Origin of the sequence: Streptomyces sp. NPDC007863 (genome assembly GCF_040633895.1) — a bacterium.
In the GTDB taxonomy this organism is placed as follows: domain Bacteria; phylum Actinomycetota; class Actinomycetes; order Streptomycetales; family Streptomycetaceae; genus Streptomyces.
On record NZ_JBEYEI010000022.1, the window covers coordinates 12,843 to 37,465 of the forward strand.

The 24,623-nt window shown below is 70.4% G+C and carries 17 protein-coding genes and 2 pseudogenes; 9 read left to right on the forward strand and 10 right to left on the reverse strand.

Annotated elements, in window-relative coordinates:
* Positions 1–175: 175 nt before the first annotated feature.
* Positions 176–1,975 (reverse strand): glycosyltransferase family 4 protein, encoded by a 1,800-nt coding sequence (locus ABZ621_RS30060; RefSeq protein WP_360609582.1) that lies wholly within the window; start codon positions 1,973–1,975, stop codon positions 176–178.
* A 481-nt stretch (positions 1,976–2,456) separates the two neighbouring features.
* Here ABZ621_RS30060 and ABZ621_RS30065 point away from each other — a divergent pair, with 481 nt between their 5' ends.
* Positions 2,457–3,860 carry a glycosyltransferase gene (locus ABZ621_RS30065; RefSeq protein ID WP_360609583.1) on the forward strand — a complete coding sequence of 468 codons (1,404 nt, stop codon included), beginning with the start codon at positions 2,457–2,459 and terminating at the stop codon, positions 3,858–3,860.
* Positions 3,861–3,927: 67 nt separating this feature from the next.
* Here the strand turns inward: ABZ621_RS30065 and ABZ621_RS30070 are convergent, their stop codons facing one another.
* Entirely contained in the window at positions 3,928–4,518 is a 591-nt protein-coding gene (locus tag ABZ621_RS30070) for a DUF4383 domain-containing protein (RefSeq protein WP_360609584.1), read from the reverse strand.
* 298 nt (positions 4,519–4,816) lie between these two features.
* Here ABZ621_RS30070 and ABZ621_RS30075 point away from each other — a divergent pair, with 298 nt between their 5' ends.
* From ABZ621_RS30075 to ABZ621_RS30090, 4 genes and pseudogenes are all read left to right on the forward strand, one after another.
* On the forward strand, positions 4,817–5,254 hold the full coding sequence (locus ABZ621_RS30075) for an SRPBCC family protein (RefSeq protein WP_360609585.1): 438 nt from the start codon (positions 4,817–4,819) through the stop codon (positions 5,252–5,254).
* A gap of 52 nt (positions 5,255–5,306) precedes the next feature.
* Positions 5,307–5,760, forward strand: a pseudogene (locus ABZ621_RS30080) (MerR family transcriptional regulator); the annotation flags it as partial.
* A 312-nt stretch (positions 5,761–6,072) separates the two neighbouring features.
* Complete coding sequence (gene sigK / locus ABZ621_RS30085; protein WP_360609686.1) at positions 6,073–6,660, forward strand: ECF RNA polymerase sigma factor SigK; 588 nt, start codon at positions 6,073–6,075, stop codon at positions 6,658–6,660.
* Positions 6,657–7,412: an anti-sigma factor gene (locus tag ABZ621_RS30090; protein WP_360609586.1), complete on the forward strand. Its 756-nt coding sequence runs from the start codon at positions 6,657–6,659 to the stop codon at positions 7,410–7,412. Before sigK ends, ABZ621_RS30090 begins: the two co-directional genes overlap by 4 nt.
* Positions 7,413–7,481: 69 nt before the next feature.
* Here ABZ621_RS30090 and ABZ621_RS30095 read toward each other — a convergent pair whose 3' ends face one another.
* Positions 7,482–9,557, reverse strand: coding sequence for an MMPL family transporter (locus ABZ621_RS30095; protein WP_360609587.1), 2,076 nt, complete (start codon positions 9,555–9,557; stop codon positions 7,482–7,484).
* Positions 9,558–9,759: 202 nt separating this feature from the next.
* Positions 9,760–10,686 carry an SDR family oxidoreductase gene (locus ABZ621_RS30100; protein ID WP_360609588.1) on the reverse strand — a complete coding sequence of 309 codons (927 nt, stop codon included), beginning with the start codon at positions 10,684–10,686 and terminating at the stop codon, positions 9,760–9,762.
* A 231-nt stretch (positions 10,687–10,917) separates the two neighbouring features.
* On the opposite strand from ABZ621_RS30100, the pseudogene ABZ621_RS30105 reads away from it, so the two are divergent.
* Positions 10,918–12,419 (forward strand): annotated as a pseudogene (locus ABZ621_RS30105) (cryptochrome/photolyase family protein).
* Between the two features lie 518 nt (positions 12,420–12,937).
* Here ABZ621_RS30105 and ABZ621_RS30110 read toward each other — a convergent pair.
* Positions 12,938–13,507, reverse strand: a complete 570-nt coding sequence (locus tag ABZ621_RS30110) for a sigma factor-like helix-turn-helix DNA-binding protein (protein ID WP_360609589.1) — start codon at positions 13,505–13,507, stop codon at positions 12,938–12,940.
* A 680-nt stretch (positions 13,508–14,187) separates the two neighbouring features.
* Between ABZ621_RS30110 and ABZ621_RS30115 the strand changes: the two genes are divergently transcribed.
* From ABZ621_RS30115 to ABZ621_RS30125, 3 genes are all read left to right on the forward strand, one after another.
* Positions 14,188–15,735 (forward strand): molybdopterin-dependent oxidoreductase, encoded by a 1,548-nt coding sequence (locus ABZ621_RS30115; protein WP_360609687.1) that lies wholly within the window; start codon positions 14,188–14,190, stop codon positions 15,733–15,735.
* A 95-nt stretch (positions 15,736–15,830) separates the two neighbouring features.
* Complete coding sequence (locus ABZ621_RS30120; RefSeq protein WP_360609590.1) at positions 15,831–16,472, forward strand: fasciclin domain-containing protein; 642 nt, start codon at positions 15,831–15,833, stop codon at positions 16,470–16,472.
* Between the two features lie 237 nt (positions 16,473–16,709).
* Complete coding sequence (locus ABZ621_RS30125) at positions 16,710–17,585, forward strand: MurR/RpiR family transcriptional regulator (RefSeq protein ID WP_360609591.1); 876 nt, start codon at positions 16,710–16,712, stop codon at positions 17,583–17,585.
* A gap of 464 nt (positions 17,586–18,049) precedes the next feature.
* On the opposite strand, the gene ABZ621_RS30130 is transcribed toward ABZ621_RS30125, so the two are convergent.
* The 5 genes from ABZ621_RS30130 to ABZ621_RS30150 form a co-directional block, all read right to left on the reverse strand.
* Complete coding sequence (locus ABZ621_RS30130; RefSeq protein ID WP_360609592.1) at positions 18,050–19,339, reverse strand: cyanophycinase; 1,290 nt, start codon at positions 19,337–19,339, stop codon at positions 18,050–18,052.
* Positions 19,340–19,478: 139 nt separating this feature from the next.
* A complete protein-coding gene (locus tag ABZ621_RS30135) occupies positions 19,479–20,696 on the reverse strand; it encodes a M20 family metallopeptidase (RefSeq protein ID WP_360609593.1) in 1,218 nt (405 codons plus the stop codon).
* Positions 20,693–21,457 (reverse strand): amino acid ABC transporter ATP-binding protein, encoded by a 765-nt coding sequence (locus tag ABZ621_RS30140; protein WP_360609594.1) that lies wholly within the window; start codon positions 21,455–21,457, stop codon positions 20,693–20,695. The genes ABZ621_RS30135 and ABZ621_RS30140 overlap by 4 nt, the downstream gene beginning before the upstream one ends.
* Positions 21,454–22,416, reverse strand: a complete 963-nt coding sequence (locus tag ABZ621_RS30145; RefSeq protein WP_360609595.1) for an amino acid ABC transporter permease — start codon at positions 22,414–22,416, stop codon at positions 21,454–21,456. The genes ABZ621_RS30140 and ABZ621_RS30145 overlap by 4 nt, the downstream gene beginning before the upstream one ends.
* Positions 22,417–22,418: 2 nt before the next feature.
* On the reverse strand, positions 22,419–23,357 hold the full coding sequence (locus ABZ621_RS30150; RefSeq protein WP_360609596.1) for an ABC transporter substrate-binding protein: 939 nt from the start codon (positions 23,355–23,357) through the stop codon (positions 22,419–22,421).
* Between the last annotated feature and the right edge of the window lie 1,266 nt (positions 23,358–24,623).

Here is a 24,623-nt window from a genome sequence, read left to right on the forward strand (position 1 = left end):
GGCGTGGCGAGACGTCATGACCAGCATCCCTTCGAACAGTCGAGACGGTCTCGAACCCTGTGTCGAGAATGCCTTCGTCAGCCGGTCACCCCGTGGTTGCACATGGCGTCGACATTTTCGTGGCCCGTCGCCTTCCGATGCCGTGTCGGCGAGCGGTCGATCCGGTGCGGACGCGTCAGGGCACGCGTACGGATTCGGCCGGAGAGCCGTACGCGCGGCTCTCGTCCGCCGCGCACTTGCGGGCCGCCGCGACCGCGGCGTAGTGCTCGGCCAACGTTTCGGCCATGGCGGCGGACGAGAACGTCGTACGGACCAGCGCCTGCGCCCGGCCGGCCATCATCGAGGCCGACCGGGCATCGACGGCGAGCAGGCGGACCAGTCCGTCGCCGAGTGTCTCCACGCGGGAAGTGTCGATCAGAAGCCCGTTGTGGCCGTCGATGAGGTAATGCGGTACGCCCCCACGGAGCGGGCCCGCCGCGAGCAGTCCCGCCTCCATGGCCTCGAGGAGCCCCAGTCCGAACTCCTCCTTGGCGCTGGCGCACACGTATCGCGCGGAGGACCGCCGCACCGGATCAGCCAGCCGTCTTTCGAGCATCCGGACCTCCGCGTTGGAGAGGGCGGGCAGGATCACCAGCTGCCGTCGCGCCTCAGGACAGGTGCGGAGCGCGTCCTCGACGCGTGCGCGCATCGCGCGTTCGACGGGGTCGCCAGCGTGCGGGCTGCCTCCGACGAGGACCAGGGCCGCACGCCGATGACACCCGGAGCCGATCCAGGCACGGACCAGAAGGTCCTGCTGCTTGACCGGGTGGAGCCGTCCCACGCTGAACAGCACCGCCGGAGCGCCTCCGTCCGCGGACTCCGGCGTGGCCGCGACGGCCGCGTCGATGGTCCGGAGGAGCTCCGCGCTCCTCGCCGCCTCCCTAGGGGGCGGGAGGTAGGGCGGGATTCCCTCCGGAGGCGCGCCCGGCACACCCTCATCGTTCCGATCCAGCAGTTGCGGGAAGTACCCGAGCAGTTCCGACGCCCCGCCGTCCCGGCCCGCGATGCCCACCACGCGGTCGGCGCGCTCCACCAGCCGGTCCGCGACGAACACCCGGTGCAGGTCCCCGCGCAGGGCGGTCGCGTCCGCTGCAGGAGTGTCGTACCGCTCGGTCATCTGCCGGTGCGGGTCCGGGGTGGCCGTGAAGACGACACGCGTCCCGACCCTGCGGGCGGCCTCGGCCAGAGCGAGCGAGCCGTCGTCCGCGTAGCGGACGTGCAGGACGTCAACCGGCCTGGCCAGCGAGGCGAAAAGCGCGGCAGCCCACCAGGCCATGGCCTCCCGATGCCTCCCGAACTCCTCCGGCCGGAGCTCGTTCACGCTGTCCACCGGGATCCTGAGGATCCAGTGTCCCGGGGCCCGGCGCCGCAGCAGCGCGGGGTCGGCCTCCAGCTCCGGCGTGCAGGCCGTGACGACCGTGAGCGTCCGGGCGACGGCCTCGGTGCCCGCGAGGGCGTCTCCGAGCGAGCTGAGGAGGACGCCGAGGCCGCCGCTCATGCCTTCGCCCGGACGGTCGATCCTCCCCAGAAGCATGGACTGGGCGACGACGACGCCGCGCCGCGGCTCGTCCCGCACCCGGTCGGCCGAGGGCCCCAGGCCGAGCAGAGTGAGGAGCGTCCGCTCGTACGCGTCCCCGGCACTGCGGACGTCCGGTATCAGGGACTGTCCACCCGTCGCGGAGAGGAGGCGCCACGCGGCGTGCCGCGTCAGGCGGCCGGGCGCACTCGCGGCCGCGCGGAGCTCCGTGCGGCTGAGGGGGCGCAGCGCGGCCGCCGCGGCGAGGTCCAGCATCGCCGCGACCGCTTCCTCTGGAGCGGCCCCGGCCCGGAGACCGACGCGCAGCGCCGCCTCCGCCCTCGTCGGGCCGAACTGCCGGACGACGTCCCGCCACACGTCGAAGACGGCGGCTCGCGCGGAGTCGCAGCCGTCGAGCAACCGAACGCACTCGGCCGGTGTCGGAAGGCCTCCCCCGCGCACCAGACACCTCAGTCGCGCCAGCACGAGGTCACGGGGCGTGGCGAAGACCGCAGGGTTCGTCGCCGGAACTCCTCCCCGGTACTCGGCGCACACCAGTTCTGCGAACAGGTGCGGTGTGCCCGGCCAGCCCGGAGCGTCCCCGGTCAGGGGTGCTCGCCAGTGCGCTGCGCGAACTGCCAGGAACGGCTCCGACGATTCCCCCTCGGCCGTACGCGAGCCGGTACTCAGGAGCTGGTGACCTGCGGGCACGGCGCCCGTCCGGGCGGTGTGGGAGCGGTTCATCGCTTCTCCTCGTCGACGACGGTCGGCGCGCAGTTCTTCGCCGACGATCCGGATGCCGGATGCACGAGCCGTGATCACGGGGCGCCGACGGGGGCACCGCCGTAGCCCGCCCGGTGCCGACGCATCCGATCGGTCCGGAAGGGGCGAACCCCTCGGCGTGGAGTCATCAGGATTCGTCTCGGGGCGCGCACCGCGCGTGGTCGTCGTCAGCCCTCCCTTCGCATCCCACGCGCAGCCGCTCTCCGTGTTGGCCGGGGCGCTGGCCAGCGCGGGCACCGACGTGGTCTTCGCGTCCGGGCCGTCCTTCGAGGACTTCGCGGACCGCGCGGGCGTGACGTTCGTGCCGCTGACCGTGACGCGGAACGCGAACACCGGAGTGGCACGCAGCACCCGGCAGGCGCCCGGCGAGGCCCAGCGGCTGGAGGAGTTCATCGACTCCACGCGGCGCGGGCCGGTGTCCGCGCTGCTCACGCAGACCCATCACCGAGGCCGGGACATGCTCGCCGATCCCGAGAGGACGCTGGCGGAGCTCCGCGCCCTGGACGCGCGGCTGCGCCCGGACTGGTATGTCGTCGACCAGTTGAGTTACCCCGTCACCCTGGCCCTGCACTGCCTGGGCCTGCGCTACGCGACGTTCTGCCCCGGTCATCCCACGTACGTCCCTGGCTCCGACGACCTGCCGTTCGGCGTGCCCTACGCGTGGCCCCGGGGGATCCGGCCCGGGGAGGATGAGCTCGCGGAGCTGCGCGCGGCGGCGGGAGCCGTGGAGACGGCGTTCACCGGGCGCTTCGCGGACGTGGCGCGCCTGCACGCTCCGGGAGCGCGGCCACCGGGCCGCGCCTTCGCGCTGACCTCCCCGTACGCCGTGGCGTTCGGCTACCCGGAGTTCCCGTGGCTGCCGGGCCACCCGGAGAACGGGCCGTCGCTCCTCTACGGAGGGCACTGCGGGCCCGACACAGAGCCGGATCCGGGCCCGCAGTGGGGAGAGGTGGTGCGACGGCTCAGGGCCGGGCACGACCGCCTGGTGCTGATCGCCCTTGGGACGTTCCTCTCCGCTCGTGACGATGTCCTCGCGCTGCTCGTGAAGGGGCTGCGCACCCACGTCCCCGGGGCGGCCGCGGTAGTGGCGGCGGGGGACAGTGCGGCGGCCCTCTCCGCGCTCGCGGGGCCCGGTGTCCATGTGGAGGCGACGGTGCCGCAGCGGTGGCTGCTGGGGAAGGTCGACGCGATGGTGCACCACGGCGGGAACAACTCCTTCACGGAGTGTCTCGTCTCCGGGGTGCCCGCCCTCGTACTGCCCTTCTCGAGCGACCAGTTCGCGATCGCCCACGACGCCGAGCGGGCGGGTGTCGCTCGGTGCGTCGACCCCTCCCGGCTGGACGAGCGCTCGGCCGGGCAGGCCCTGCGGCAGCTGCTCGACGAACCGCTCCCGGGTCTCGGCGGGTGGTCCCGGTGGGTCGGGCACCGAGGTCCGGCGTGGACGGCGCGCGGGCTCATCCGGGAGATGTCCGGTACGGATGGCGTACACCCCGCCGCGCCGGCGGTCCTGCGCGTTCGGTGACTACCCACGTTCCCGCCGGCGGGAACGTGGGTCGGCAGCTCCGCGTTCCCGCCGGTCAGGACCGCGTTCACCGCGGGGGTTCTTCGGGATCCGCCGGACGGGACGTTCCGGGAAGCATCGGGGCTGTGGTGCGCGCGGCGCCGGCCGGGAGGGACGCGGCGGCCATGCGGCGGCGTGCGAGCGACTCCGCGGCGGCCGTGCGCGGGTGGCGCCTGATCCAGTACGGGTTGTCGTGCGACAGCTTGCTGGACACCCGCCCGTACATGCCGAACGTGAGGATCAACAGCCCCATGAGGAAACTGAACATCACGTTGGTCATGCCGAAGTCCAGGAAGTTGGCGGGCCGGTCGAGCACGAACAGGTGGTAGAAGCCGCTGATCAGGAAGGAGCCGCCCACGAGCATGTTCACGGTGGAGGCGATGTTCCCGCCCGCGACCGCACCCGCCAAGAGGACGAGTCCCGTCAGCACCGAGATCCAGCTCAGCGCGGAGTTGGTGGTCATCCCGGCGATCCGCTCACCGGAGGTGTCGAAGGGGCTGAGCGCGTCGGCGAAGCCGAGGCAGCCGAACACGAGCAGGACGCACCCGCAGAGGGCGGCGCCCCAGCGGTACACGGTGGCGAGGTGGTGGTCCACCGGAAGTTCTTCTTTGAGCCGCATAGCCGTTCCCTACCTGTCCGTGGTTCCGTCCGTCGCCCGAGGCCTCCGTCATGCGGATCGAGCTCCGCGCGAACGGTCATGCGCGAAAGAACTTTTGTTGCACTTTCACCCCCTTTCCTCGTCACCAGGGCGCCCGGATGCGCCGCACCGTCCGACAGGGAGTCGTTCACCCGTACGCCCCAGCTGGTCGTTGACGGTCCGCGGCCTCCCCGGATGCATCCGGTCCGGCCCTCCGGCCCGAAATGCCGGGTGAGCGGAGCCGGCGAATAGACCGGTCCGACGTGGAGGAGGCCGAAAGGTGATCAGTGTGGAGCGGGTGCTCGTGGTGCGACGACCCTTGGCGGAGGTCGTGACCTATCTGGAGGACTTCGCCCGGGCGGAGGAGTGGGACCCCGGCACCGTACGCTGCGTGCGACTCGACGACGGGCCCGTGCGGCAGGGCGCACGGTGGCGGAACACGTCCCGGTTCCGGGGACGAACGACCGATCTGCAGTACGAACTCTTCGTCCGGGAGCCCTTCCATCTGGTGTTCCGCGGCGAGAACAAGACCGTGACGGCCTTGGACGACCTGCGGTTCGCCGAGGAGGGGACGGCGACGCGGCTGACGTACCGTGCGTCCCTCACCTTCAAGGGCTTCGCCCGCCTGGCCGCACCGTTCCTGCGCGGGGAGTTCGAGCGGATGGCCGACGGCGTGGCCGACCGCCTTCCGCCGGCGGCCGTGGCGTGGCGCTCCTGACCATGCGCCCCGGCTCCCAGCGCACCTCCCCGCATCGCTTCCGCACCCTACGGTGGTGATCACGTACGACTCCGATCACGGCATCACCACGGGCGCCCTGGCCCGCCGTCTCGGCGTCTCCCCGACCACCGTGCGGTCCTGGGACCGGCGGTACGGGATCGGTCCCGCCGACCGCGGCGACGGACACCACCGGCGGTGGAGCCCTGCGGACGTGGCGATGGTGGAGGAGATGTGCCGTCTCACCGCTTCCGGCGTCCCGGCCCGCCGAGGCGGCGCGGGCCGCCCGGCGGGAGCGCTCTTCGCCGGACGCACCCCCGGTACGTGGCTCCGCCGCGTCCCGGGTCGCGGCAGGCGCACCGGACGTATCCGCCGAGGAAGCCGTGCCGCATCGGGCAGTGCCCTCCCGTCGGTCGGCTGCCGGCAGCGGCCTGCCACCAGGAGACGTCCGGCAGGAGTGCCGGGGACCGGCCCGTGCTGTCATGCGGCTCGACGCACCCGCCGTGGAAGTGATACCCCCGTCCGCTGCACAGTCCGCCCTGGACTTTTCCGCCCACAACTCACATCGCTTTGCATCGGAACAGGGCGTGCATCGATGCAGCCGGGAGCACGGCGACGACGTCGTGACCTTCCGGGCCCATCCGGAAGGGCGTCCGTGCCGAACCATCCCGGGGATCTCTTCTCAGACTCCCGCCGGGCTGCCGAAGGGGCGGACACCGGCCCGCCGAACCGCGAAGGACCAGCATGCGATGGCTCCCCACTCCGAGAACGACCAATCGAGGCGGCGGCTCTGTCCGGTCCCGACGTCCGGAGCCGGCCAGGTGACCCGACCGCTTCCCTCCGGTACCCCTGACGCCGACGCTCGGGGCGACCTGGCCGACGTGATGCGAGAGGTCTCCCGTGGCGACAAGCAGGCGTTCTCCACGCTCTACGACGCCCTCGCCCCGCTGGTCTTCGGCGTCGTCCTCCGTGTGGTGCGCGACCGGTCCCAGTCCGAGGAAGTCACCCAGGAGGTCATGATCGAACTCTGGCGCCAGGCCGCCCGCTACGAGCCGACGGCCGGAAGCGTGACGACCTGGGCGGCCACGATCGCGCACCGGAGGGCCGTCGATCGCGTACGGTCGGCCCAGGCCGCATCCGACCGGGAGCACGCACAGGCGGCGCGGGAGCACACCACCCCCTTCGACGAGGTCGCCGAGCAGGTGGAGACCCGGCTGGAGAGCGAGCGGGTACGCCGCTGCCTGCGCGGCCTGACCGAAATCCAGCGCGAGGCTGTGACCCTCGCGTACTACCAGGGCCTGACCTATCGTGAGGTCGCCCAGAGCCTGCAGACTCCGCTTCCCACCATCAAGACACGCATGCGCGACGGACTCATCCGCCTCCGCGACTGCATGGGGGTGACCTCGTGACACAGCAGCACCATTCCGACCTCCACGCACTCACCGCCGCCTACGCCCTGCACGCCCTCAACGCCGCCGAACGGGAGGAGTTCGTCGCCCACCTCGCGCACTGCGAGGACTGCCGCAGGGAGGTGAACGGGTTCGAGGCGACCGCCGCCCGGCTCGCGGCCGCCACCGGCCGGACGCCACCGGAGGCCCTCAAGCGACGGACACTCTCCGCCGTCGAGGGCGTACGCCAGCTGCCGCCCCGCGTGCCCGCCGCCGGCCCGGCGGCGGGCCTGACCCAGGCGGTCAGGCGCAGGGCGGTGCCGCTCGCGCTCGCCGCCAGCCTGGTCGCCGCCGTCTCGTTCGCCGGCCTCGCCGCCCGGCAGCACCAGGAGTACGAGGACGCGCGGGAGCGGGCCCGGCAGACCGAGGAACGGCTGGAGACCGTGAGCGGGGTGCTGGCCGCGCCCGACGCGCGGACCGTGCACGGGCGGACCACCAACGGCGCCGTGGCCACGGTCGTCTCGTCGAGCCTGCAGAACCGAGCCGTGTTCGCGACCACCGGGCTTCCGGCGCCCGCGGAAGGCCACACGTACCAGCTGTGGCTCGACCACGAGGGCACCATGCGGCCCGCCGGGTTCGTCCAAGCCGACGGCACCGTACTCCTCGACGGCGACCCGGCCGACGCGACGGGGGTGGGGCTCACCCTCGAACCGGCGGGTGGTTCGGCTCAGCCCACGACCCAGCCCCTGCTCCTGCTCGCCCTCCCGGCCTGACCGCCCGCCTCGTCGGGGCCGGTGTCCGGACTGCCTCCCTTGGCCTGCTCAGGCCAAGGGAGGTGGGGGTCAGGGACGGTGGCGCAGGGAACCCGGCCACCAGACCGTGGGGCCGATGTCCCGGACCAGGGCCGGCACCAGGAGCGAGCGGACGACCAGGGTGTCGAGGAGGACGCCGAAGGCCACGATGAAGGCGATCTGGACGAGGAACGCCAGCGGGATCACACCGAGCGCCGCGAAGGTGGCGGCGAGGACCACGCCGGCCGAGGTGATGACCCCTCCGGTGGCGACCAGCCCTCGGCGCAGACCCTCGCGGGTGCCGTGCAGCTCCGTCTCCTCCCGGACCCGTGACATGAGGAAGATGTTGTAGTCGACTCCGAGGGCCACCAGGAAGACGAACCCGTACAAGGGCACGGCGGAATCGGTACCGGTGAAGCCGAGGACGTGCTCGAAGACGAGGGCTGAGACACCCAGCGTCGCGAGGAAGTTGAGCGCGACCGTGCTCACCAGGAGCACGGGCAGCAGCAGCGAGCGCAGCAGGCCGACCAGGATGACCAGGATGATCGCGAGCACGACGGGGACGATGAGATTCCTGTCCCGCTCGGCCGTCACCTGGGTGTCGTACTGCTGCGCGGTGGCCCCTCCGACGAGGGCGTCGGCGCCGGGGACCGCGTGGAGGGTGTCGCGCAGGGCGACGACGGTGTCCTTGGCGGCGTCGCTGTCGGCGGCGTCCGTGAGCGTGGCGTCGATCCGGACGCGGCCGTCGGCGACGAACGGCCGGCCGGAGCCGGGGGCGGCGAAGAGCGTCGCGGAGTCGACGCCCTCGACGGCCGCCGCGGCCGTCCGCACCTTCTCCGCGGCGTCGGCGTCGGCGATGACGACGGCGGGGTTGCCCGCGCCGCCCGGGAAGTGCTCGCTCAGGCGCTGCTGGGCGGCGACGGACGGGGCGTCCTTGACGAAGATCTCGTCGAACGGGACGCCCTTGGAGTCGAGCGAGAACGAGAAGGCGGCACAGGCGACGAGAGCGGCCAGGGAGCAGGCCCAGACCTTGCGGGGGGCACGATCGACGAGCCCGGCCACCTTGCGCCACACAGGGTGGGCCGCCTCGCCTTCGGCGGTCGCCCTGGGCCGGGCGGGCCAGTAGGCGGCGCGGCCGAGCAGCACCAGGACGGCGGGGAGGAACGTCACCGAGCTCAGCACGGCACAGACGATGCCGATGGCGCCGACGGGTCCGAGAGCCCGGTTGTTGGTGAGGTCGCTGAACAGGAGGGCCAGCAGGCCGAGGGCGACGGTGGCGGCGCTGGCCACGATCGGGCCGAAGGACTGCTTGAGCGCGGCGCGCATGGCGGGGACGCGGTCGCCGTCGCGGGTGGCGAGCTCCTCGCGGTAGCGGGCGGCGAGCAGCAGGGCGTAGTCGGTGGCGGCGCCGATGACCAGGATGGACAGGATGCCCTGCACCTGGCCGTCGACGCGGACGACGTCATGGTCGGCGAGGACGTACACGACGGCACAGGCCAGGCCGAGCGCGAAGACGGCACCGATGATGATCAGCAGCGGCAACAGGACGCTGCGGTAGACCAGGAGGAGGATCACCAGGACCGTCACCAGCGCGACGACGAGCAGGAGGCCGTCGATGCCGGAGAACGCGTCGCCGAGGTCCGCCTGGGTCGCGGCGGGACCCGCGAGCCACACCTCGGTCCCTGGTACGGCGGAGGCGGCCGCCTCGACCTCGTCCAGGACCGCGGGGAGTTCCTCGCCGAGGTCGGGACGGAGCTGGACGATGCCGCGGAGGGCCTTCCCGTCCTCGGAGGGAAGGGCCGGAGACGGTGCGCCGACCACGCCTTCGGCTCCCTCCAGGGAGGCCAGGGCGCGCGTGGCGGCCGCCTGCGCGGCGGGGTCGACGCGGCCACCGCCGTCCGTGGTCCAGACGACGAGGGCGGGCAGGGTCTCCTCCTGGCGGAACGCCTCCTGCGCCTTGAGGACCTGGGTCGACTCGGCACTGCGGGGCAGGAAGGCGGCCTGGTCGTTGGTCGCGACCTCGCCGAGCTTGCCCGCGTACGGGCCGAGCCCTCCTCCGACGGCGAGCCAGACGACGAGCACGAGCAGCGGCAGCAGTCTGCGCACCCAGCGCGCGGGTGTGGACATGGAGAACTCCCCGGAGATATCTCAGCAGTAAAGCATCTTAATGATCGAGATACATTGAACCATTGAGACACAGGGCACTTGGCGTCACCCCTCATGGGGCGGTGCCAGCCGACCGACCGTGCACTGGCCTTTCCCCTGATCGGCACGCGACGGATGCGGTTCGGCCGCGACGGGAACCCGCGACGAGGACTTCGAGCGCCGTTCAGGGAGCCGGGTGGGCCCGGCCGGAGCGGGGCGGGGCCTGGACGGCGGAACGTTCCATCAGCTCCTCCTCGATGTGCCCGCCCGTGCCCAGCAGACCGGTCTGCTCGAAGGAGTACTCCCTCAGGAGCCGGGGAAGCTCTCGGCGCGACACCAGGTCGACCGCGACGGGGAAGAACGACCGCCCGGCCTGGGCGAGCCACAGCCACGGCGGCGCGTAGACCGAGGCGCGGCGCCGCTCGATCCCCCGCACCAGCCAGGAGGCGACCCGGTCCACCGGGTACACGCGGCGGGCGGGCGCGGGCATGTGCCCACGGAGTTCGCGCAGGACCGCGTGGCGATCGACGTCTCGGACCATGTCGGTGTCGGTCCAGTGCAGGTAAGCCACGCCCACGCCGACGTGCAGGTGCGCCACCTCCGCCCGCAGAGAGCGGGCGAAGGCCTCGGCGCCCGCTTTGGATGCGCAGTACGCGCTCATCATCGGAGCCGCGCCGAAGGCGGCGGTGGAGGCGACCTGGAGGAAGTAGCCCCGGGTGGCCCTCAGACCCGGCAGAAAAGCCCTCGCGGTAGCCGCGCTGCCGACCAGGTTGACCTCCACGACACGGCGCCAGGTGTCGGCGTCTGAGCTCTCGAAGGGGCCGCCCTCCGCGACGCCCGCGTTGGCGATGACGACCGACGGCGGGCCGAGGGTCCGCGTGACCTCCTCGGCGGCCCGCTCCATTCCCGCGTCATCGGTGACGTCGACCTCCACGACGTGACTCTCGGTGCCGAGTGTTACGGCAACGGCGGCGAGCCTTGCGTGCTCCCGCCCCAGCAGGGCCACGCGCATGCCGCGCGCGGCCAGCAATCGGGCCAGTCCGGCGCCGAGCCCTCGGGCGGCGCCGGTGACGACCACGACACGACCTCGGGATTCCGGGGAACTGGGCATGAGGGCCTCCGATGACGAGAGTGTGTGACGGGGCCGATGTCCCGGTGCCTGCCTCGGAACTTCCCACGACACGGGTGCTCCGGATGCGGGTGGCGTGCATCTCGCGGCCGTCTCACCCGTTCGGGCCGCATCCAGCCGCGTTCCCAAGGGCGAACCCCTTCGCGACGGCGGCAGACACCCACGCGTCGGGCGCGGGCCCGCGCCCGACGAGGCATGAAGGACGGACGAGGGATGACGGACACACACTGGCTCTTCGGGGACCAGCTCGGGCCCTCCTTCCTCGAACCCGGCCACGGCGGTCCGGCTCGCGACGCGCCCGTGGTGATGATCGAGGCCCGGTCGGTCTTCCGGCGCCGCCGCTTCCACCGGGCCAAGGCCCACCTGGTCCTCTCGGCCATGCGGCACCGCGCCGCCGAACTCGGCGACCGGGTCACGTACGTACGGGCGGACACCTACGGAGAGGCACTGCACAAGGCCGTGGGCAACGGCCGGGTGACGGTGCACCACCCCACCTCGCGGGCCGCACTGGGTCTCGTCCAGTCCCTCCACAACGTCACCGTGCTGCCGCCGCGCGGCTTCCTGGTCGGGCCCGAGGAGTTCGCCGCCTGGGCGGACGAGCAGCGCACGCTCCGCATGGAGAGCTTCTACCGGCGCGTCCGGCGCGACCACGACTTCCTGATGGAGGGAGGTGAACCGGCCGGCGGCACTTGGAACCTCGACCACGAGAACCGCCGCCCGCCACCGCGCGGGGCCCGCACGCTGGGCGCACCGGCGCCGTACCGTCCCCGGGAGGACGCTATCGATGACGAGGTCCGGCACGACCTGGACCGCTGGGAACGCGACGGGGACGTCTCCTTCGTGGGCCGCGACGGTCCGCGGATGTTCCCCGCGGACCGTCGGGAGGCGCTCGCCTCCCTGCAGCGCTTCCTGGACCACCGGCTCGCCGGGTTCGGCGCGTACGAGGATGCCGTGCTCGCCGCCGACGGCACCATGAGCCACAGCCTGCTGTCGGCCTCCCTCAACCTGGGCCTGCTCGGCCCAGCCGAGTGCGTGGAGGGCGCGGAGGCCGTCTGGCGCGCGGGCGGCGCGCCGCTGAACTCGGTGGAGGGGTTCGTCCGGCAGATCGCCGGCTGGCGCGAGTACGTGTGGCACCTGTACTGGTACTTCGGCGAGGAGTACCGCACGAGCAACGCTCTCAGGCACACCGGCGCCCTCCCCCGCTGGTGGCAGGAGCTGGACGCGGACGCGGTGTCGGCCCGGTGCCTGGCGACGGCCCTGCGCCAGGTCCGGGACACGGGTTGGACCCACCACATCCCGCGCCTGATGGTCCTGGGCAGCTACGCGCTCCAACGCGGCTGGGACCCGGCCGCCGTCACCGACTGGTTCCACCGCAACTTCGTCGACGGCTACGACTGGGTCATGCTGCCCAACGTCGTCGGCATGTCGCAGTACGCCGACGGTGGCCGGATGACGACCAAGCCGTACACCTCCGGCGGCGCCTACATCGATCGCATGAGCGACTTCTGCGGCCCCTGCCCGTACCCCGCCCGGACCGGAGGGTCGGCGAGGACGCCTGCCCGTTCACCGCCGGGTACTGGGCTTTCCTCCACCGGCATCGCGATCGACTCGGCCGCAACCACCGCATGGGCCAGCCCGTACGGGGCCTCGACCGACTGCGGGACCTGCCCGCCCTCTTGGACCAGGAAGGGGGCCGCGGGGCAGGACCTCCCTGACGGACGCGCGCCGTGCGGGGACGTGCGGGAGCATTCCCACCCTCGGACCCCTCGGGGCCCCCGTCCGGGGTGCGGGCCACTTCGCCATACAGACCGTGTAGATGTTGCAGACGTTGGCGTTCGCCGAGGCGGGGGCGTCACCGAAGAGCCGACAGGGCGCCTCCTCCCGCATGGTTCGCGAGCATCTCCGAAAGCGCGGGATCAGCGCGGTGATCCCCGTCGGAGCAGGAGCGCACCGCATCGTTTCAGGGACCGGGGCCGCAGTAGTGGTTCCTATGCCCCGCGGCGAGCACGTGGCCCCTTGGGGAGTTCCAGCCGGTCGAGCAGAGCCAGTGCGGCGGCCGGCTCCAGGGTCGCCGGAGACATCGCGGAAGCTCGCCAGGAGGATCCGGAAGCCCGAAGGCCAGCCGGAACTGGCCGGCCGCGTCCAGGCCCTCGGCGAACACGTCACCTGTGGGCGGTCATGGCAGTACTGCGAGAGGCCTGGTGACGTTCTCGGCCTCCCGGAGTGGGACTTCTCAAGTCCGTTCGGCCAAGAGACAGGAGAGCGATCGCAGCGCCCTTCTGGTGTGACTCTTGACCGTACCCAGGGGCAGCTCCAGACGCCTTGCGATTTCAGGCTGAGTGAGCCCCAGATAGTACGCGAGGAAGAGAATCTCACGGCGTTCGGGTGGCAAGGCGGCCATGTGGCCGACGAGTCCCAGGCGTTCAACCGCACGCGCGCAGCCATCGATGCCATCCGGAGCAAGCCCTCGTTTCAGACGGCGCATTCCTTCGTAGCGGCGCACTACCGCACCTGACGAGTCAGCGGCTTTGTGAGCCGTGATGCCGTGGAGCCACGAACCGAGACTGCCGCGGCGCGGACAGTACCTTCCGGAGTGCAACCAGACTTCTATGAAGACCTGTTGGGTGACATCCTCAGCGTCGTCGAGATCGATACAGCGTCGTCGGGCCCAACGAAGGACATCGGCATACCAATCAGAGTAGATCTCCTCGAAATCCACACGCACGATGTCGCCGTGCGGCGGTTCACCATCGTTCCGTTCCCGGCAGTAGACGCAGGAAGGAACGGGCAGCGCTTCGGACACCAGTCGTCTCCGGACACATCCGGGGATAGGGACGGGGTCGCGATACTGACGGCCGTATCGGGTCCCTCGGGACGAGGCCGCAGCGTAGTGATGCCCACGGCATCAGAGGATCACGAGGGCCCGCCTTTCGCCATCGCACGTGGGCCGACCGTGGAAGCGGGAGCATGCCGAAGCAGTCCCGCGCGTCCGGTCACAGCTCAAAGCCGCCTGCGGGCCGGGCCGCCTCGCACACCTCCGCGTCGTCAGTACCCGACGCTCTTTCAGAGTTCCTTCAGAGCCTGCCTGTCGAGGGCTCCTGACGCGGCTCCGATCCTCCGACGTCCGGTGGTGGCGTCAGGCAGGAAGGGCCGTCAGGAGCAGGGGGGACGGTGGTGGGCTGCGGGGAGCCTCCCGCGGGTTCCAGGGTGAGTCCGACGGGTCCGGCGTCAGTGGGGTTGCCGGCGAGAAGCACACTTCCTTGTAGTGCAGTTCGCCTCCGTGCTCCTCGCGCACGAGAGGTCGGCCCCCACCCCGTTCTCGTACGGCCGGACCACGCCGCTGGCCACCTCGCACCTCAAAGCCCACCGCCCAGGCGCCGACAGGAACGCCTTCACTCTTTCGAGTGACTGGCCAATCCTCCGGGCTCTCGCCGCCGAATCCCTCACGTGAGCACCTTCCGCAGCAAGCTCGTTCGCGCCTCGATGGGCGCATTGGCCGGACTCATGGCCGCTTTCACGGCCCTGGCGGTGGCCGAGCTGGCCGCTGGACTGGTGCGGCCCTCGTCCGGTCCCGTCACCGTGGTGGGCGGGGCAGTCATCGACCGGACCCCGGCCGTGGTCAAGGACTTCGCGATCCGCACGTTCGGAGAGAACGACAAGATCGTTCTGCAGCTTGGGATCCTCGTGGTTCTCGCGCTCATCGCCACCGTCCTCGGCATCCTCGCCCTGCCCCATCGGCTCGCCGGTGTCGCCGGAGTGCTCCTGTTCGGGATCGTCGGAGCTCTCGCGGCCCTCGGCCGTCCGGACTCCGCCGGCCTCGGTGACGCGCTCCCTTCGATCGCCGGAGCGGCAGCGGGAGCCCTTGCCCTGCACATCCTGGTGGGCCGGGCCTCCGCGGTTCCTCACGCCGACGGTGCGCACGAGCCGGGGGGCGAGGGCATGAGGAGCAGGCGCGGATTCCTTCTCGCTGCCGGCGCGACCGGCTTCGCCGCGACATCGGCAGGCCTCCTGGGCCGCTACTTCGCCCGTCAGGACGGAGAGAGCGCCGTTGCTTCCCGGGAAAGCCTCGTGCTCCCCAAGCCGGCTTCCCCGGCCCCAGCCGTGCCGGCCGGAGTGCAGTTGAAGGTACCGGGCATCAGCGCCTTCACCACCCCCAACCCGGCCTTCTACCGTGTCGACACGGCCTTGGCCGTACCCAAGGTCTCGGTCGCCACCTGGCGGCTGCGCATCCACGGCAAGGGTGTCGCCCGGCCCCGCACCTACACGCTCGACCAACTGCTCGCCCGCCCCCTCATCGAGCGGGACATCACGCTCACGTGTGTGTCGAACGAGGTCGGCGGCCCGTACATCGGCAACGCCCGCTGGCTGGGCGTTCCCCTCGCCGGCCTCCTGGCGGAATCCGGCGTCCGGCCGCCGTCGAAGGGCGGACGGGCAGATCAGCTGGTGGCTCGGTCCGTGGACGGGATGACGCTCGGCTCCCCCGTGGAAGACGTGATGGACGGCCGCGACGCCATCCTGGCCGTGGGCATGAACGGCGAGCCGCTGCCCTTCGACCACGGCTTCCCGGTCCGCATGCTCGTCCCCGGCCTCTACGGTTACGTCTCGGCCTGCAAGTGGATCGAGGACATCGAGCTCACCACCTTCGACGCCTACGACCCCTACTGGGTCAAGCGAAAGTGGGCACGCCGCGCTCCCATCAAGACCCAGGCACGCATCGACACCCCCGCACCCTTCGCCCGCCTCGCCGCCGGCACCGTCGCCATCGCGGGCGTCGCCTGGGCTCAGCACCGTGGCATCAGCCGAGTCCAGGTCCGCGTCGACGACGGCCCCTGGTGGGATGCCGACCTCGCCGCGACGGCGGGCATCGATACCTGGCGCCAGTGGTCCTACCGCTGGAACGCCACCCCCGGCGGGCACACGATCACGGTCCGCGCCACCGATGGCACGGGTCAGGTCCAGACCGAGGAGCGCGCTCGCACGATCCCCGACGGAGCGAGCGGCTGGCACAGCGTTTTCGTCACCGTCCCCTAGACCACCCGGACGGGCGCGATGCCCGCACCGGGCAGCACCACCATTCCACCTCGACACACGAGTCACCGAGAACAACCCCCAAGGAGTACCGGGTCATGAACAGCCTGAAGATTCGCCGTACCGCGATCGCCGTTGCCGCAGCCGCCCTGTTGCCCTTCTCCCTGGCCGCGTGCTCCGACTCCGGCAGCGACACCAAGGCCGCTTCCACCGCCGCCGAGGGAGCGGGTACGGAAGCCACCGCCCCCTCCGAGACGCCGATGACCGACGGCCGGCCCTTCGGTCCGGCCTGCGCCGGAGTACCGAAGGACGGCGCGGGTTCCTTCGACGGCATGGCCAAGGACCCGGTCGCCACCGCCGCGTCCAACAACCCGGCCCTGTCGACGCTCGTCGCCGCCGTGAAGCAGGCCGGTCTCGTCGACACGCTCAACAACGCCGAGAACATCACGGTGTTCGCCCCGACGAACGACGCCTTCGCGAAGATCCCGAAGGCGGACCTCGACAAGGTGCTCGCCGACAAGGCCACCCTGACCAAGATCCTCACGTACCACGTCGTCGGTCAGAAGCTCACCCCGGCGCAGCTGGAGAACGGCAGCTTCGAGACCCTTCAGAAGGGCATGATCACCACCAAGGGTTCCGGTGAGGCGTACACCGTCAACGAGAGCAAGGTCGTCTGCGGCAACGTCAAGACCGCCAACGCCAACGTCTACATCGTCGACACCGTCCTCATGCCGAAGTAGTCGTTCGGTCAGGGCCTGATTCCGTGGTGGCCCCGCATCCCTCTCCCTCGGGAGGATGCGGGGCCACTGCCATGATCGACAGCTCTCGGCGGTCGTCACGGGAGGCTGTCGAGATCTCGTAATAGGCGATACATTTGCTCTCTGATACTCCACGATCTGAAACACGGGAGGACGGATGGCGTGCCCCTGAGGACTGCGCGCCTCCTTCGGAGATCTCCCGCCGCTGAAGGGAAATCCATGAGTCTCACGCTGGCCGACGAGATCCGCGGTCGACTCGGGGAGCTGAGCCCTGCCGAGCGCAAGGTCGCGCGGGTCCTCCTGGCCGGCTACCCCGCCGCGGTGTTCGAGACGGTCGCCACGATCGCGGAGCGCGCCGGTGTCTCGGCACCCACCGTGTTGCGGTGCGCGTCGAGGCTGGGATACCGGGGCTTCCCCGATCTTCAGGCGGCCCTCCGCTCGGAGCTCGACGCCCGCAACGCCTCGCCCATCACTCTCTACGCGGCCACGGAGACGTCGGAGCGGGAGGCGGCGGCCCAGCCGAGCTCCCCGGGCACGCATCTTGGCGAACAGTCGGCTCTCGTCCAGCAGGCGGTCTCCCAGACCTTCGAGGAAGTGACCCAGCACGAGTTCGAGGAGGCGGTGAGTCTTCTCAGCGACCCCAAACGCCGTGTGCACGTGGCGGGAGGACGGTTCACGCATCTTCTGGCGGAGTATCTGGGCCTGCATCTGTCGCAGTTCCGCGACCAGGTGAACCTCCTGCCGCACAAGGACGTGGAACGGACGTCCTTCCTCACGCAGCTCGCCCGACGCGACGTCACCGTCCTCTTCGACTATCGGCGTTACGAGACCGACAAGACACTCATCGCCGAACTGGCCAGGGAGCGAGGCGGCAAGGTGATCGTGTTCACCGACCCGTGGCTCTCCCCGGCCGCCGCTCACGCGGACGTCGTCCTCATCACCCAGGTGTCCTCGAACTCCCCCTACGACAGCCTGGCACCGGCTCTGGCGGTCGTGGAGGCGGTCGTGGCAGCCGTCCTCGACCGCATCGGCGATGACGGCCATGAGCGGATGAAGGAGGCCGAGCGGGTCGCCCGGCGCACCGGCCTCCTCTAGGCGAACCTCCCTCAGCCCCCACTTCATCGACACGGGTCAGTCGACGGCTCCGTTGACGATGGCCTCCGGGATCCCGATGCCGGGGACCCCGTCCTTTGTGAGGATCTTGCGATACGAGCCGTCGTCCATGAGGGACTGAAGGGCCGACGGAGACGGCCGCGGTGCGGGGCTGAAGGGACACGAGGAGCCTTTCCCGGAGATGACGGGCCCGTGCGGAGGCGGTTCGACAACCTCGCGGCGGAACGCTGCGCGGACGCGGAAGGAGGGTGGCGGCTCTCCGGGTCAGCGGCTCGCCGCGGTGCGGGAATCCCGGACGCGGAAACCCGCGAGACGGCCCGACCGGATGTCCTCTGCTCCATTCTGGTGAGACCAGACGGTGCTGTTCCGCCGAGGGCGCTCCGCCCTCGGCGTAGGCAGTGGTGGGCACGGCCGGTCCCGTGAGGCCGTACCCACCACTCGGCCGATCACTGCGGCACGATGTCGATGCGCAGCGCGAGGAGAGTCCGGGCGGTCGTGCCGTCGCTGGTGAACGCTGCGAACCCGCGTGCCTTGGCGAAGGCCACGGTGAAGCGTGGTCCCGTCTCGAATGTCGTTGCTGTGGCGCTGTTCTGTGCCTGGGTCGACGCGAGTGCCCGGGCGGTGGTGCGGAAGGAGTAGGGGGCGCCGTTCGGATTCGCGGCCGAGTAGAAGACGTCCGTGTTGGCCGGCACGGGGGCCGTGGCAGCGGGGTTCAGGAGCTGCTTGTCCGGGTGGACGCGCGGTGTCCAGGTACGGGCGTCGTACTGGTCTCCGTCGGTGAGGTAGCTGTACCGGGCCCGGCGCAGGGCCCAGCCGTTCGCGGAATCGTGTGCGCGGGCATCACGCAGATCGAGGACCGAGACGCCGTTCGGGCCGAGGACCGTGATGTGCTCACGGCTGCTCCCAGGCCGGTCGACGACCAGGGCGGTGTTCTCCTCAAGGGCGTAGACGCGGTCGTGACCGGTGTCGGAGGCGAGGCGCAGAGCCCGGCCTTCGCGTCCGTAGGCGCCGGTGTGCGTGTCGACGAGTCCCGAGCGGAGGAAGCCGAACCCGCCTTGGGGGATGTATCCGAGGCGGGTCGGGTCCTCGAAGTAGCCGGGTGCGCTGCCGTCCCGGAGCGACTCGTAGGACTCGCCGCCACTGACCATGTCGGGGCCGGAGGCGATCTGGGCACCCGCGGAGGAACCGGAGACCACGGCCCCGTGGGAGAGCTTGGCCCGGATGGCGGCGAGTACTTTGGAGTCCTTGTGCTCGGCTCCGCGCAGGAGCGTGGTGATATAGCGGTACTGGTCGCCTCCTCCGAAGAAGAAGCCGCTCATCGAGTTGACCTGCGCGACGACGGCTTCCGAGTCGGCATCGGCCACGTGGTCGATGTCGAGGGGGATCCACTGGGCGTCCGCGGCGCCGTGGCGCTTGAAGAGGTCGGCGTAGTAGGCGCCGTTGCAGGCGGAGTTGCTGCACCGGTCGGGATCGCCGGCGTGGGGATCCTGGCTTTCGGGCACGGAAGCGGCGGTGAGGATGCCGATGCGGGCCCGCGGCCCGCCCGCCCGCTTGATGATCTCGCCGTAGACCTGGGTGTTGTCCTCTTTGAGTGCTCCGCCGACCAGCACGAGGGAACCGGCATGGTTCAGGGCCGGCCGGGAGTCGGCGCTCGCGGGTGAGGCGGCGGTGAGGAGGGCGACGGCAAGGCCGCAGGCGAGAACGGCGCGGCGTGATGGAGGTGAAGGTGCACGCATGATGCCTCCGAGGGCGGGAGAAGGGGGCGATGAACTCGTGGGGCGAGCGTGCGGCGCGAGCCCGAGTCGATGCGGCAGGCGTGTCGGGCCTGTGGGCGGGGGTAGGCGGACCCTCCCGCCGCCCACAGCTCCCTGCCGCTCAGATGGTGCCGGTGTCGCCGAGGGAGACGATCAGGTCGGCGAGCATGGCGACGCGCTGGGGAACGCTGGTGGTGTCGAGCCACTCCTGCGGCGTGTGATCCGCGCCGCCGACGGGTCCCAAGCCGTCCAGGACCGGAACTCCCGTCCCGGCGATGAGGTTGGCGTCTCCCACTCCTCCCGTCGCGGCGGCACCGAGATCGATGCCGGCCGCACGGGCAGCCCGACACGCGTGGTCGAACATGCGTCGGGAGGCGGGGGTGTCTTCCATGGGAGGGCAGAGGTCGAGCTGCTCGACCTCGACGGTGACGCCGGGGACGGCCGGGCTGTCGGCGGCTTCCCGGATGGCCCTGGTGACCCGCTGGATATCGGCCGTCGTGGCGGCGCGGACCTCGATGCGGAGCTCGGCATCGGGACAGACGATGTTGGCGCGGGTGCCGGCCCGGACGACGCCCACGTTGACAGTGACGTCGTCCCAGTGGCCGTTGAGAGCCTGGAGGGCGACGGTCAAGTGAGCCGCGGCGAGAGCGGCGTTGGCCCCGCGTTCCGGTTCGATCCCGGCGTGCGCCGCCCGGCCGGTGACCGTGAGGCGGAAGTCCGCGACGCCCTTGCGGGCGATGACCAGGTCGCCGTTCTCACGGGCGCATTCGAGACCGAGCCCGTAGTGCACGCCTCTGGCCGTGCTCTCGATCAAGGTGCGGCTTGCCGGGGAGCCGATCTCCTCGTCGGGAGTGGCGAGGAAGACCAACTCGGCGTAGGCGTCCACGCCGCACTCCGCGAGGATCTCCAGAGCGGTGAGACCCGCGAGCAGACCGCCCTTGTCATCGCTCACTCCTGGGCCGTACGCCGTGGAGCCGTCGATGCGGAAGGGGCGGGCGGCGGCGGTGCCGTCCTCGAAGACGGTGTCCATGTGGCCGGTGAGGAGGATCCTGCGGCCTCCCGCCGTCTCGGGGAGGCCACCCCGTCTGCGTCCGATGAGCGCGTCTCCGGTCCGGAACCCGTCGGCGGCCACCGGGAAGCTGACGCGTTCGATGTCGAACCCCGTCTGCTCAAGGCGACGCTCGACCCAGTCGGCGACCTTGTCGACGCCCTCGGCGCTGTAGGAACCGGAGTCGATGGAGACGAGCTGCTCCAGATCGCGCAGGTAGTCATGGCGGCGGGCCCGGGCCAGGACGAGGAAGTCGTCGAGGCCGGCCGGCCGGCGGGTGGGGGCGCTCACAGGACCTTGGACAGGAAGGCGCGGGTACGTTCCTGATCCGGGTCGACGAGAACCTTTCGAGGGTCCCCCGCTTCCACCACGACACCCTCGTCCATGAAGACGGCGGTGTCCCCGACCTCACGGGCGAAGCCGATCTCGTGGGTGACGACGACCATGGTCATGCCGTCGGCCGCCAGCTGTCGCATGACGTCGAGGACGTCGCCGACGAGCTCGGGGTCGAGGGCGGAGGTCGGCTCGTCGAACAGCATCAGCTTGGGCTTCATGGCCAGCGCGCGGGCGATCGCGACCCGCTGCTGCTGGCCGCCGGAGAGCTGGGCGGGGTAATGAAGGGCACGGTCGCCGAGTCCGACCCGTTCGAGCAGTTCTTGTGCTTGCTCACGGGCGTCGCCCTTGGAGACCGAGCCGACCTTCACGGGAGCTTCCATGATGTTCTCGACCGCGGTCATGTGCGGAAAGAGGTTGAAGCGCTGGAAGACCATGCCGATGTCGCGTCGGCGGTCCGCGACCTCTCGTTCGCGCAGCTCGTGGAGCTTGTCGCCCTGCTGACGGTGGCCGACGAGCTCGCCGTCGACGGTGAGCCGGCCTCCGTCCACCTTCTCCAGGTGGTTGATGCAGCGCAGGAAGGTGGACTTGCCGGATCCGGAAGGGCCCAGGAGACAGCAGACCTGGCCGCGTTCCACGGTGAGGTCGATGCCCTTGAGGACCTCAAGTCTCCCGAAGTGCTTGCGTACGCCTTCGGCGCGCACCATGGGGATGCTCATCGGTTCTGCTCCTTGCTGTTCCTGCCGAGCCTCTCCGAGGTCCCGCCGAGGAGACGCCGGAACGGCGAGACGTGTCCGGCACGGTTGGTGCCGCGCCCGTACCGTCGTTCCAGCCATGCCTGGGGCACGCTGAGAAGGGTCACGAGGGCCAGATACCAGATGCTGGCAACGACCAGCATGGGAATGACCTGGTAGTTCTGTGCGTACACGTCCTGGATGTTCGACATCAGGTCGTGAGCCGAGATGACCGAGACCAGTGCGGTCATCTTGAGCATGTTGATGGTCTCGTTGCCCATCGGCGGGATGATCACACGCATGGCCTGAGGCAACACGATCCGGCGCATGGTCAGTGCGGGACGCATGCCCAGCGAGTGAGCGGCCTCGGCCTGACCGGGGTCGACGGACTGGATGCCGGCACGGACGATCTCGGAGGCGTAGGCGGCTTCGTTCAGCCCGAGCGCGAGCAGGGCGGCGACGGCCGGTGTCAGCAGGGCGTTGGTCTCGGCCTGGAAGAACGTGATGTCGGTGAAAGGGACGCCGATCTTCACGTACTTGTAGAGCGCTGCTGCGTAGCCCCAGAAGATGATCTGGACGAGAAGCGGGGTGCCGCGGAAGACCCAGACGAACGCAGTGGCGAGCCCGTACAGCACGGGACTGGACGAGAGTCGCATGACGGCGATCAGCGTCCCCAGCCCCAGGCCGAGGAACATGGCGGCGGCGGTCAGCCAGAGCGTGGTGGCCAGGCCGTCGAAGACGAGGTCGGCGAAGAGGTAGTCGCCGACGACGTCCCAGTGCAGGTTGTCGTTCTTCGCCAGCGATCCGACCAGTCCGACCAGGGCGAACAAGGAGGCGACCGCGGCGATCCAGCGCCCGTAGTCACGGACGGGCACGATCTCCGGATCGCGCGTGCTCGTCGCGCCGGTGGCCGTGCGGTCGGCGGGAGACTTGATGTCGATCATGCTCAGTCCACCGACGCGTTCTTGGTGGCTTCCTTCACCGCGATCGACGGGACGCCGTACTTGTTGTAGATCTTGACGAGAGTGCCGTCGTCGATCAGGGCCTGGAGGGCCTTCTGCACGGCGTCCGTCAGTTCGGGCAGCTGCTTGCTGATCGCGATGCCGTTGGGCGAAGCGTTGTAGCCGCCGGGCGCGGCCGGGTCTTCGACCAGGTCGAAGGCCTTGCCGGCGTCGGCGGTCTTGGCGACCCAGCCGGCAGCGGGCTTGGTCAGGACCTGAGCCACGACCTTGCCGGAGCGCAGGGCCAGCTGGGCGTCGGAGTCCTTGGGGAAGGTCTGGATGTCGATGTTCCCCTTGCCCGCCTTCCCGCAGGACTCCTGGTGGGACTTCAGCAGGTCGAGCTGGTTGGTGGCGGCCTGGACGCCGACCTTCCGGCCGCACAGGTCGTCCAGCGTCTCGATCTTGGAGGGGTTGCCGTCGCCGACGAGGATGCCGGAACCGGACTGGGAGTAGTCGACGAAGTCGACGACCTTCTGCCGGTCCTTGTTGTCGGTGATGGCCGACATCGCCAGGTCGAACTTGCCCGCCTGGATGGCCGGGACGATCCCGTCGAACTTCTGCGGGGTGAAGGCGAAGGTCACGCCCAGCTTCGCGCCGAGCGCCTGGCCGAGGTCGTAGTCCAGCCCGGTCAGCGCGCTCTCCCCCTCCTTCACGTACATCTCGAAGGGCGGGTACGGGACGTCCGTCGCGACCCGCACCTCACCGTCCTTCTTGATCTTCTCGGGAAGCAGGTCGTGCAACTTCTGGTCCTTCACGACCTCCACGCCCGCGATGACGGCCTTGCCGGACGGGGCGGCGGCGTCATCGCCTCCGCAGGCGGACAGGGAGGCGAGCATGATCGTCGCGGCGGCGGCGGCCGCGGGACGTGCGATACGAGCGTTCATCGCGTGGAACCTCTCGGTGGTCTTCTGCCGACGGAATCCGGCCGTCAGGCACAGCAGAGAAGTTACATAGAGACGTGTCCATTGACTAGATGTAAGTCCCATTACGTTCATGCAACAAGACTCATCCGGTCTCAGCCGAGTCGATTTGGGCGATTAAAGTGCAATATTTTGCCACCGAAGCGGTCGACGCCTCTCGACGGGGCCTTACATCTCCCCACGAACTGTCACTCCTTGTATGTCCCGCTACCTACCGTCAATTCCGCCAACGGGGCGCCGCGGAGGATCGGGCTGGGCAACCCGGCGTTCACCATGAACGGCTCCGGCGGCACACCGCCTCGATGCGCCGGCCGCGAGCGCGGGACTTCCCCCATGGCCGCGAACGACCGCAACGGCATGGCCACCCACCACGGCGAGGAACACCTGCGCCCTCTCGTCGATCACCAGCCCGAGCAGCCCCACTGAAAGCCGCGGCGCAGACGCAGGGAGTGGCGGACACACTGGTCGTCATCACGCTCCTGGCGGGAAGGCGCTGGCCATGGACGGCTCGGTCCGCATCGACGCGCTCGCCGCTGGCGCCCGGTTCTCGTCAGGGACATCGACCCGCAGCCTGGTGGCCCAGCAGGCTCGCCCGGGAGGCCTCCGGACACACGAACGCCACCGGGACCGACGTGAATGCACCGTCCAGCGTCGGCGACGGAAGCACGCACGTCAGGGTGGGGCGGCCGGCCTCGCCACCCTGACCCCAGAAGGGACGACATGACCGACAGAGGTCCCGGTCCGGACGACTGAGCATCGCCGGGCAGATCGACAGCAGACGCCCCCTCCCGGGGCGGCGGCAGGTACGGCGGGGCGCCCCTGCCGCGGTCGGCGCGCTCCACCAGTCGGTCCGCGACGAACGCCCCGCGCAGGCCGAGTCATCGTTCGCGCAGCGAACGCGCAGGACATCAACCGGCTTGGCCAGCAAGGCGGGAATCGAGGCAGCCCACCAGGCCATGACCTCTCGAACTCCTCAGACCGGGGCTCGTTCCCGCATTGGAACTTCTCGGTGATTCTCCGTCGACGGAATCCGGTCGTCGGGAACGACCGTGAAGTTACATTCGATCGCAGATATTGATCACACGTACGTCCTGTTACGTTCATGTAACTCGCCTTATGCAACGTCAATAGGTTCCATTTGGGCTGTTATATCTAGACAATTTGGAGGCAAGAGGCCGATCGCAAGTGACAACAAGCCTTACATCTTCCCAGAGAGATCCGTAACTTGTA

Coding starts and splice junctions, on each gene's coding strand:
- ABZ621_RS30070 (WP_360609584.1), bottom strand. CDS start 4,518: ATGCGGCTCAAAGAAGAACTTCCGGTGGACCACCACCTCGCCACCGTG.
- ABZ621_RS30095 (WP_360609587.1), bottom strand. CDS start 9,557: ATGTCCACACCCGCGCGCTGGGTGCGCAGACTGCTGCCGCTGCTCGTG.
- ABZ621_RS30100 (WP_360609588.1), bottom strand. CDS start 10,686: ATGCCCAGTTCCCCGGAATCCCGAGGTCGTGTCGTGGTCGTCACCGGC.
- ABZ621_RS30115 (WP_360609687.1), top strand. CDS start 14,188: ATGGGCGCATTGGCCGGACTCATGGCCGCTTTCACGGCCCTGGCGGTG.
- ABZ621_RS30120 (WP_360609590.1), top strand. CDS start 15,831: ATGAACAGCCTGAAGATTCGCCGTACCGCGATCGCCGTTGCCGCAGCC.
- ABZ621_RS30125 (WP_360609591.1), top strand. CDS start 16,710: ATGAGTCTCACGCTGGCCGACGAGATCCGCGGTCGACTCGGGGAGCTG.
- ABZ621_RS30130 (WP_360609592.1), bottom strand. CDS start 19,339: ATGCGTGCACCTTCACCTCCATCACGCCGCGCCGTTCTCGCCTGCGGC.
- ABZ621_RS30140 (WP_360609594.1), bottom strand. CDS start 21,457: ATGAGCATCCCCATGGTGCGCGCCGAAGGCGTACGCAAGCACTTCGGG.
- ABZ621_RS30145 (WP_360609595.1), bottom strand. CDS start 22,416: ATGATCGACATCAAGTCTCCCGCCGACCGCACGGCCACCGGCGCGACG.
- ABZ621_RS30150 (WP_360609596.1), bottom strand. CDS start 23,357: ATGAACGCTCGTATCGCACGTCCCGCGGCCGCCGCCGCCGCGACGATC.